Origin of the sequence: Kineococcus indalonis (assembly GCF_009906395.1) — a bacterium.
Taxonomy (GTDB): domain Bacteria; phylum Actinomycetota; class Actinomycetes; order Actinomycetales; family Kineococcaceae; genus Kineococcus; species Kineococcus indalonis.
Window position 1 is genome coordinate 1 of record NZ_JAAALM010000612.1, and the last position, 2,158, is coordinate 2,158.

The window sequence follows — 2,158 nt, forward strand, 5'->3', positions numbered from 1 at the left end:
GCCCGGCCCGCGACACCGCGAACCCCCAGGAGGAACCGTGAGCCAGCAGTCCTACGAGGTCACCGGCATGACGTGCCAGCACTGCGTGAACGCGGTGCGCACCGAGGTCGGCGCCCTGGAGGGCGTCAGCTCCGTCGACGTCGACCTCGTGCCCGGCGGCACCTCCACCGTCACCGTCACCACCAGCGCCCCGCTGGACGACGCGGCCGTGACCGCCGCCGTCGACGAGGCCGGCTACGAGGTGGCCGGGAGGCGCCCGTGAGCCCCGCCGGCCCCGGCAGCACCGGCGGGGACGCCCCCGCGGCGCTGCGCACCGTCGAGCTGGAGATCGGCGGCATGACGTGCGCCTCGTGCGCGGCCCGGGTGGAGAAGAAGCTCAACCGCATGCCCGGCGTGGAGGCCAGCGTCAACTACGCCACCGAGAAGGCGCGCGTCGCGCTGCCCGCCGGCACCCGCGAGGTGGCGCTGAGCGTGCGCGGCGACGGCGCCGGCGGCTGGCTGCGCGCGGTGCTGCGCGTCGACGGCGCCGCCCGGCCGCTGACGTTCGCCGAGCGGGTGGGCTTCACCGGCTGGCGGCGGCTGACGGCCCCGGTGCCGCCCGGCGCGCGCGAGCTCGCCCTCGAGCGCGTCTACGTGGCGCAGACCGACCCCGCCCGCCGGGTGGCCGGCGCGCTGGACCTGGCGGCGCTGGAGGCGCTCGTGCCGCCGGCGCTGCCCGCCGGGCCCCTGGCGGTGGACGAGCCGCGCGACCCCGCCCTGGGCCCGGGCACCGCCGGCGGGGCGCGCACCGGGCGCGTGGCCGTGGTCGCCGCCGCCCACGTGCGCGCCGGGCAGCCGCGCGGGCGGGAGGTGCTGCGCCGCGCGCTGCGCGAGGCGCTGGCCGCCGGCGCCCAGCACGTGCTGCTGGCCGGGGACGTCGTGGGCTCCCCGGGCCGGGCCGGCACCGCCGCCGACGCCGACGCCGCGCGCGAGGTCCTGGCCGCCGAGCTGGGCGGGTCGGGCGCGGGCTGGTCGTGGCTGCCGGGCGACGGGGAGGCCGGCACGGGCGCGGCCGCGGCGCCGCGGCGGCTGGAGCTGGCCGGCACCCGCTACCTGCTGCTGGACGCCACCGGCGGCTCCCTGCGCACCGCCGGCTTCGCGCAGCTGCCGTGGCTGCGCGCCGAGCTGGACGCCGCCGCGGCCACCTCGTCGGTGACCGGCGTGGTCGTGGTCGCCTCCCGCGGGCCCGGCGCGGGCGCCGGGGACCTGGCCGACCCGGACGAGGTGGAGCTGCTGCGCTCGTGGGCGGCGCGGTGGCGGGAGGCGACCGGCGGGCGCGCGGCCCTGGTGGGCCGCGCCGACGGGCCGGTGCCGGTGGTCACCCGCCGCGAGGGGGTGCTGGAGGTGGCGGTGGCCCGCGCGGCCGCCGCGGATGGCGCGGCCGGGGGCTGGACGCTGCTGACGGTCGACGCCGACGCCGCCGAGGCGCCGCGGGCCGCCGCGCTGCGCCGCGGCGGCGACGACGGCTGGCTGCGCGTGCACGCCCGTCCGCTGGGGGCGGTGGTGCGCCGCCGGGCGCGCACCGCGCGCTGAACGCCGCGCCGGGCGGCCGCGGCGAGTACGATTGGCACTCGAACGCCCCGAGTGCCAGTCGGGGTCCGGAGCTCCCTGGAGACGACGTGCCCACCTACGCCTACGCGTGCCAGCAGTGCGACCACACCTTCGAGGTCCGCCAGTCCTTCAGCGACGACGCCCTGAGCACCTGCCCGGAGTGCTCCGGCACCCTGCGCAAGCTGTTCAACAACGTCGGGATCGTCTTCAAGGGCTCCGGCTTCTACCGCACCGACTCGCGCAGCGGCTCCGGCTCCGCCGAGAAGAAGACCGCGTCCTCGGACTCCTCCTCGAGCACCTCCTCGGCGAGCTCGTCCTCCGGCTCGTCCAGCTCGGGCGCGTCCTCCTCGACCGCGTCCTCGGGCTCCTCCTCGAGCGGGTCCTCCTCCAACGGGTCCTCCTCGGCCGCCTGAGGCGCGCGCCGCGGCGTCCCCACCGGGGCGCCGCGGCGTCCACCGCCGCCGCACCGGCGCCGCCGTCCACACCGGCCGCGCCGCGCCGGGCCGCCCGCCGCCCGGGCGCGCCTAGCGTCCGGGCGTGCTCCCCGAGACGACGCCCCGGCCCACCG

General features: G+C 80.1%; 3 protein-coding genes. All 3 read left to right on the top strand.

Features of this window, described 5'->3' with window-relative positions; all coding sequences use genetic code 11:
• Positions 1–67: 67 nt before the first annotated feature.
• The 3 genes from GTR00_RS19505 (at position 68) to GTR00_RS19515 (ending at position 2,003) form a co-directional block, all read left to right on the top strand.
• On the top strand, positions 68–262 hold the full coding sequence (locus GTR00_RS19505; protein WP_205706232.1) for a heavy-metal-associated domain-containing protein: 195 nt from the start codon (positions 68–70) through the stop codon (positions 260–262).
• Positions 259–1,572 carry a heavy metal-associated domain-containing protein gene (locus GTR00_RS25225; protein ID WP_323132623.1) on the top strand — a complete coding sequence of 438 codons (1,314 nt, stop codon included), beginning with the start codon at positions 259–261 and terminating at the stop codon, positions 1,570–1,572. The genes GTR00_RS19505 and GTR00_RS25225 overlap by 4 nt, the downstream gene beginning before the upstream one ends.
• A gap of 86 nt (positions 1,573–1,658) precedes the next feature.
• A complete protein-coding gene (locus tag GTR00_RS19515; RefSeq protein WP_166613215.1) occupies positions 1,659–2,003 on the top strand; it encodes an FmdB family zinc ribbon protein in 345 nt (114 codons plus the stop codon).
• Positions 2,004–2,158: the final 155 nt, after the last annotated feature.

Coding starts and splice junctions, on each gene's coding strand:
- GTR00_RS19505 (WP_205706232.1), top strand. CDS start 68: ATGACGTGCCAGCACTGCGTGAACGCGGTGCGCACCGAGGTCGGCGCC.